Source organism: Pseudomonas sp. ARP3, from assembly GCF_001029595.1.
Classification (GTDB): domain Bacteria; phylum Pseudomonadota; class Gammaproteobacteria; order Pseudomonadales; family Pseudomonadaceae; genus Aquipseudomonas; species Aquipseudomonas rhodesiae.
Window position 1 is genome coordinate 101,469 of record NZ_LEKF01000022.1, and the last position, 7,115, is coordinate 108,583.

8 protein-coding genes are annotated in these 7,115 nt (G+C 59.9%); all 8 read right to left on the reverse strand.

Annotated elements, in window-relative coordinates; all coding sequences use genetic code 11:
• Positions 1 to 72 precede the first annotated feature (72 nt).
• Entirely contained in the window at positions 73 to 1,125 is a 1,053-nt protein-coding gene (locus ABX75_RS22235; RefSeq protein WP_047882662.1) for an alpha/beta hydrolase, read from the reverse strand.
• A gap of 47 nt (positions 1,126 to 1,172) precedes the next feature.
• Positions 1,173 to 2,117 (reverse strand): alpha/beta fold hydrolase, encoded by a 945-nt coding sequence (locus ABX75_RS22240; RefSeq protein WP_177329705.1) that lies wholly within the window; start codon positions 2,115 to 2,117, stop codon positions 1,173 to 1,175.
• Positions 2,118 to 2,238: 121 nt separating this feature from the next.
• The gene (locus ABX75_RS22245) at positions 2,239 to 3,012 is read right to left on the reverse strand and encodes a carboxymuconolactone decarboxylase family protein (RefSeq protein ID WP_047882664.1); all 774 of its coding nucleotides are present in this window, start codon (positions 3,010 to 3,012) and stop codon (positions 2,239 to 2,241) included.
• A gap of 229 nt (positions 3,013 to 3,241) precedes the next feature.
• A complete protein-coding gene (locus tag ABX75_RS22250) occupies positions 3,242 to 3,709 on the reverse strand; it encodes a cupin domain-containing protein (protein WP_047882665.1) in 468 nt (155 codons plus the stop codon).
• Between the two features lie 62 nt (positions 3,710 to 3,771).
• The gene (locus ABX75_RS22255; protein ID WP_047882666.1) at positions 3,772 to 4,764 is read right to left on the reverse strand and encodes an aldo/keto reductase; all 993 of its coding nucleotides are present in this window, start codon (positions 4,762 to 4,764) and stop codon (positions 3,772 to 3,774) included.
• A gap of 24 nt (positions 4,765 to 4,788) precedes the next feature.
• A complete protein-coding gene (locus ABX75_RS22260; protein ID WP_047882667.1) occupies positions 4,789 to 5,379 on the reverse strand; it encodes a flavodoxin in 591 nt (196 codons plus the stop codon).
• The gene (locus ABX75_RS22265; protein ID WP_047882668.1) at positions 5,376 to 6,365 is read right to left on the reverse strand and encodes an aldo/keto reductase; all 990 of its coding nucleotides are present in this window, start codon (positions 6,363 to 6,365) and stop codon (positions 5,376 to 5,378) included. Before ABX75_RS22265 ends, ABX75_RS22260 begins: the two co-directional genes overlap by 4 nt.
• 641 nt (positions 6,366 to 7,006) lie before the next feature.
• The coding region (locus tag ABX75_RS29215; RefSeq protein ID WP_138762977.1) for an IS3 family transposase at positions 7,007 to 7,115 on the reverse strand (109 nt) is incomplete at its 5' end.

The window sequence follows — 7,115 nt, forward strand, 5'->3', positions numbered from 1 at the left end:
CCTCTCATGAGGAGCGCTTGATTATTCCATGAAAGCAGGTCGCGCACGGATGCGCGACCCTTGGCGCGCTGATCACAAGGTGCGTGCGTAAAAATCCGTCAGTTTGCCGATCGCCGCATCGACATAACGCGGCACCCAGTAGGTTTCAATGTGGGTGGCGCCATCGATGATGAACACTTCCTTGTCGGTGGTACCGGTGGCTTTGGGGAACGCATCCTGAGTCATGTACAGGCTGTCGGCCTTGCTGCCGGCGATCATCAGCAACGGTTGATTGATCAACTCGATATGGTCGGTGGCGTCGAAACGCATCAGGTCGATAAGGCTGCTGGTGGTGTATTTGAAGGTCGAGTTCGGGTGCGCGTGGGTTTTCCAGTAGTACTCATAACCTTGGCGATACAGTTGGAAAGGCAGTTTGGCAATCTGCTCGTCGGTGAGGTTGGCATCCCCCGAATACAGCACCGCGCCCCCCGCTGCTTCTTGCGCGCGGGCTGCTGATGCCTGTTGCAAACGTTGCTGGATGCTGTCCATTTGCGAGTCGTTGTAGCCGTTGCGGCGTACTCGACCCGAGTTGAACATGCTCACCGTCGCCAGGGATTTGAAGCGTTTGTCGGTTTGCGCCGCCGCCAACGAATAACCACCGCCGCCACAAATGCCGAGCAGGCCCAGATGCTTGTCATCCGCGCCAGCGAACTGGCTGATGAAATCGGCCATGCCGTGAATGTCTTCGATGCGATACCCCGGTTTATCGATGCTGCGCGGCTGACCACCGCTGGCACCCTGATAGGCCGCATCGGCCGTGATGGTGATGTAGCCCTGTTCGGCGAGGCGCTGGGCATACAGACCGGCGACTTGCTCTTTCACACCGCCGTTGGGATGCGCGACGACCACGGTCGGGTAGGTCTTTTTCGCGTCATAGTTGGCCGGGGTGTAGACGTTGGCAGCAACGTCCAGGCCGTTGAGCTTGTAGCTCACCGGATGGATGTTGACCTTGCCCGGTTCGTTTTTGCTGATGGCGCCGTCGTAAACGAGGGTGAACGGGTTCTTCTTGTAGTCGGCGGCCAAGGCTTCGCCTGCCGAGAGGCCGACCAATGCCGACATGAACGTGGCTTTGAGGGTGTTCTTCACGTGAAGCTCCTGAGCAAAAAAAGGCGGCAGTTGCAAAAGTATTTGGGTCAGTCGAGCTGTTTCTCTTTGAGGAATTGCGCGACCAGGCCAGCGATCTGCACGTTGTTCAAATCCGACATAGGGAAATGGGTGTTGCCGTGAATGCCAATCTCCGGCAAGTGGATCAGTTGCACATCACCGCCGTGGCGATTGACCGCGTCACGCCACAGTCGGGCCATTTTCAGGCGCGCGCGCCAACTGTCCTGAGCGGGCAGATCGACTGCCTGTTCCGGGATGTTGTCGCCATACAGGATCAGAATCGGAATGCGCGTCAGTGCCATGAACTGCTCCATCGGCACCGCTGCGCCTTGCACCGTGTCGAACGCGCTGGGGATCGGCGCCGGCACTTCACCGTCAGCAAACACGAAACTGCTGCCCGGTTCGAACGCCACGATGGCTTTGACCTTGTCGTTCTTGATCGCCGTCAACCAGCCCGGCCCGCCACCCTGAGAATGCGTAAACAGGATGCCGGGGCCGATTTTGTCGAACAGCGCCGACACACCGTCGGAGACCACGCCCATGTCAAACGGCCCGGTGTTCGGCGTCATTGCCCTGAAAAACTGCTCGCGGGTCTGGGCGTCCTGTGCCACTTGCACGCCGTTGAAGTAGCGGGGCCAAAGGCCGATGCGGAACTGGTTGAACCACAGTTGTTCGTCCGGCACAGGCTTGATGGTGGTCTCGACCATGCTGCGCCCGGCATCACCACGCCGGGGCTGATCGATCAGATAGACGCCGTAGTGGCGGCGCAGAAAGATGTTCTGAAAACCCTCGCGACCATCGGCGGTGGTTTCCCAGGTCTTGGAAAACTGACCCGCGCCGTGCCACATGACGATGGGCAGTTTTCGCGCGTCCACCGGGATTTGATAGAACGCGTAGGCGTGGTCGCCGTGGTAGGTCTGGCCGTTGGGCGTCATCGGTTGGCGCGGGTTGAAGGTGCCCGGTGCCGTGGTCATCGTTCCGCCTGCGGCGAAGCTGCCTTGTTTCTGGATCAGCAGCGGGCCTTCGGAGTGGTTCGCGCAGGCCGCCAACAGGCTCAGCAGCGTGACGCTCAGTAAATGCTTTGCAGATTTCATGTCATTTCCCCGCTGTTGCGAGCGCTTGGGTCAGCGCTGCGCTTGCCCGCTTGGCAGTCTGTGTATCGCCATGCTTTTCAAGCAGCTCGGTGACCTGGCGCAACTGTGCCGCACTCAGCCCGACGCGCAGGCTCGCCGCCATGTGCGAACGCAGTTGCGATTCCACGCCCGGGGTCGCTGCCAGCGCCCCGACTGTCGCCAGTTCGCGGCTTTGCCAGTCGAGGTTGTCGCGCTCGAAGATGTCGCCGAACAGGTGGGTTTGCAGGAAACGGTTGATCACCGGGGCGAACTCGAACACCGGGCCTTTGACCGGTGCGCCCGAGATCTTGGTTTGATTCGCCGTGCCCGCGGCCAGTAGCTCATCCCCGACCGGAATTGCCCGGCTCGGCTCACGCCCCGGCGCATCATCGATGCCACGTTGTTTGCGCGCCTGTACCACGGTCATCAATTCATTCAAGGCGTTGAGGCTGCGCGGGAAGCCGACGTAGGCGTAGAGCTGCACAAGAACTTCGCGGGTTTCGCTAATGGTCAGGCCGGCATCAAGCCCTTGGTTGAGCGCCGTGTTGAGGCTGGGCATGTCGCTGGTCGCCATGAACGCCGCGATCAGTGGAATGGCTTGTTGCTGGCTCGACAAGCTGGCTGCGCTGGCGGGTGTGCTGGTCATGGTGGGCGAAGCCTCGGCTGCTTGAGTGGTGACGCTGAACATCGCCCCGACGCCAAGGCAGAGCGCCATGAGTGTGGGGAGAGCAATGCTGTTGCGGGTGTCAGTGATCATCGTGAAGGGCTCCATCCTTTGCAGGGCGCTGCGGTGTCGCTGAATCGTACGGAGGTTGGTTATGGCGATTAACCCTGATATTGCGCATGGGTTCCTGAGCAGAACTCATGAGTCGACGTTGCAATAACCGCTGGAATCCCGGTGCGGGCCTGTTGTTACGGGGCCTTGAGGTTGCGTGGCGGTTTGCCGCGAACGTGCCGGTCGAGCAGCTTCGACACATTCCGTAACTTCATTTACCGGCGTATTGCCCATCCGAGACCTGTTCCGCCCAGGTGACGGTCTTACCATCCTCAGCCTCAGCGATGGCGATATGGGTCATGCCGTTGCCTGCCGTAGCGCCGTGCCAGTGACGGGTGTGCGGCGGGATCCAGACAACATCACCCGGACGGATCTCCTGACGCTGCCCGCCCTCTTGCTGCACGTAGCCGACGCCAGCGGTGACGATCAGCGTCTGTCCCAGCGGGTGGGTATGCCACGCCGTGCGTGCGCCGGGTTGGAAGGTCACCGTGCCGCCGCCAATACGCGCGGGCGCATCTCCTTTGAACAGGCCATCAACGCGCACCGTACCGGTAAAGTTTTGCGCCGCGCCCTTGACCGAGGGCTGCGAGCCGTTTGGCGTAATGCGGATTTCGCTGGCGGCCTGGGACTCTGCCGCCATCAGTGACAAAGCAACGAGTGGCGCAATTAATCGGTTCATCGGATTAGTTCTCCGGTCAAACAGGGAAAGCGACGCCGCACATGGCGCCGCGTTGGGCAGACTCAGAGTCCGGTCATTTTCAGTGCCGACTCCGGCAGACGTTCGCCGTGCACCTGAATCTGCGCCATCTGTTCGTTGATCACGCGCAGATCGTCGCCGGTCAATTGCAGCTCGACCGCGCCCAGGTTTTCTTCAAGGCGATGTTGTTTGGTCGTGCCCGGGATCGGCACAATCCACGGTTTCTGTGCGAGCAACCAGGCCAGTGCCACTTGCGCCGGCGTGGCGTGTTTGCGTTGCGCGACGGCTTTCACCACATCGACCAACGCCAGATTGGCCCTGCGCGCTTCAGGGGAAAAGCGCGGGACGAAATTGCGAAAATCGCTCGCGTCGAACTGCGTGTTCTCGTCGATCTGACCGGTGAGGAAACCGGCGCCCAGCGGGCTGAACGGTACCAAGCCGATCCCCAGTTCTTCCAGCACCGTCAGCAATTCCAGCTCCGGGCCGCGCCAGAACAGCGAATATTCGCTCTGTACCGCCGTGACCGCCTGCACCGCGTGCGCCCGGCGAATGGTTTCCACACCCGCTTCAGAAAGGCCGAAATGCTTGACCTTGCCCTCGGCGATCAGATCCTTGACGGTGCCGGCCACGTCTTCGATGGGCACCTGGGGATCAACGCGGTGCTGATAAAACAGGTCGATGCAATCGGTACGCAGACGCTTCAACGCCGCTTCGGCCACGGCGCGTATATGCTCCGGGTGGCTGTTGGTGCCGCCACCACGTGCGCCGGTGATCAGGTCGATATCGAAGCCGAACTTGGTTGCGATGACGACCTGCTCGCGGATCGGCTGCAAGGCTTCGCCCAGCAGCTCTTCATTGGCGAACGGCCCATACGCTTCAGCGGTGTCGAACAAGGTGACGCCTTGCTCGTGGGCCGAACGAATCAGCTTGATCATGCTGGCTTGGTCGGCTGCCGGCCCGTAAGCCGAAGTCATGCTCATGCAGCCAAGACCCAAGGCGGACACTTCCAGGCCATTGCCCAACGTGCGGATTTTCATGATGTCACTCCGTACAGAATTCGATTAATGCGTGAGAGGGTGATCGTTCAGCCAGCCGTTCACGCGTTCCATGGTCTTGCGCTCCTGCTCACCCTCCATCACAAATCCTTCCAGCACTTTGGCCTTCGGCGCGTGCTTGACCAGCACACTGCGGCTGTTGCCCAAGCCATAACCGCCGTGGGTGTTGAAGGGGATGAGGGTCTTGCCGGTCAGGTCGTGGGCGCTGAGGAATGCGCGCACGATCGGCGGCGCGGTTTCACCCCAGATCGGAAAACCGAGATAGATCGTGTCGTAGTCGCTGAGGGCGTGAACCGTGTTTTGCAGGTCGGGTTCGAAGCCACTGTCACGTTCTTGGCGCGCTTGTTCCACGGTTTGCAGATAGTCCTCGGGGTAGGCGTGGGCGGGTCGAATCTCGAACAGATCGGCACCCAGTCCACGCTGGATCAGCCCAGCGACCACGCGGGTATTGCCCGAGCGCGAGAAATACGCGACCAGAATCCGCGAGCCGGAACGCGGTGTTTCACGGGCGCCTTGCGTGTCGGCGAGCGACAGCAGCGGGGCGCTGGCCAGTGCGGCGATCACCGTGCGCCGTAGCGGATCGTGATCGTTGCTCATCGGCCGACGCGCGCCTTGAGGGCCTCGGAATAGCGCTCGCCTTCGATGCGGATCTGCGCTAGCGCCGTATCAATGGCCTTGAGTTCGGCGGCGTCTAGGGTGATGTCCGCGCCGCCGAGGTTTTCTTCCAGGCGATGCAGTTTGGTCGTGCCCGGAATCGGCACAATCCATGGTGCCTGCGCGAGCAGCCAGGCCAGCGCGATCTGGGCCGGTGTCGCTTGTTTCTGCGCGGCGATCTGCCGGATCAACACCACCAGGCCCTGATTGGCCTGCAGCGCCGACTGGCTGAAACGCGGGACGATGCTGCGGAAGTCGTCGCTGCCGTAAGTGGCCTCCGCCGACACCGTGCCGGTGAGAAACCCTTTGCCCAATGGACTGAACGGTACGAAGCCGATGCCCAGCTCCCAAAGCGTGGGCAGGATCTCCTGCTCGGGCTCGCGCCACCACAGCGAGTATTCGCTTTGCAGCGCTGTGACCGGCTGCACCGCATGCGCACGGCGAATGGTCTGCGCGCCAGCCTCCGACAGGCCGAAGTGCTTGACCTTGCCTTCGCTGATCAGATCTTTCACCGCCCCAGCGACGTCTTCGATGGGCACGTCCGGATCGACGCGGTGCTGATACAGCAGATCGATGTAATCAGTCTTGAGTCGACGCAATGAACCCTCGACAGCAACCCGGATGTGCTCGGGGCGGCTGTTGAGAATCTGCTGTTTATTGTCGCCGCCGAAGGTGAAGCCGAACTTGGTGGCGATCACCACTTGATCGCGCACTGGTGCCAGGGCTTCGCCTACCACTTGCTCGTTCAGATAAGGGCCGTAGACCTCGGCGGTGTCGAAAAAAGTCACGCCAAGATCGAACGCCGAACGAATCAGCGCGATCGCTTGCGCAGTGTCCGTCGCCGGGCCGTAACCATGGCTCAAACCCATGCAGCCAAAGCCGAGTGCCGACACTTCAAGTGTGCTGTTGCCAAGTGTGCGCTTGTGCATTTCGTTCTCCCAAGCTTGCGTTGGGGAACAGTAAGCGCGCTAACGACTGAGGACTAGACGGGTAAATCGGCAAGGCTTCATGAGGTTTGCTCATCAGTCCCGGGAAAGGGGATGTGTCGACTATCGAATGAAGGCCTGCCTCACGGTACGCCATCACCGCTCGCACACAAAAAATCTGACACTCTCGTTCTGGGGGGGCTCCAAATTTCCTGTCTGTAAAGGCACAAGGAGTTAAGGCTTAGCTCAGTAGTCAGCTCGCAGAAAAAGAGCTGGCCGGCACGGCAGGCGTACGGCTGATTGACTGTGATGGGCTTCGGGCCGCTTACGTCCAATTACCTGTGGGGGCGAACCAAATCGCATAGTCCAAAGCCACCTGTTCTTGGCCCTTGATACGCCCCAAGAACAAGTCCAGAATCAAGTCTTTTCCTGCCCCGGCAAGATAATAAACCCCTTACATTTCAATGAGTAGGACACCAGATACGAGTCTCGTTTCCCGCTCCAATTATTTTTCTATAGACTTCCATTGAAGTATGTAGAAACCAAAAAAAGAGGCTTCGGCCTCTTTTTTTATTCCAGTAAAGTCCATTCTGATACATCAATAGCCACGACTTTTTAGTACATTATGAATCGCCCCGGGTTTCCTAGACACTCTCCAGGCTCGCTGCGTAACGCTTTTCAAACTCTACCGGTGACAGCTGATTGTTGAAACTGTGGCGTCGTTTTGGGTTGTAAAACATCTCGATGTAATCG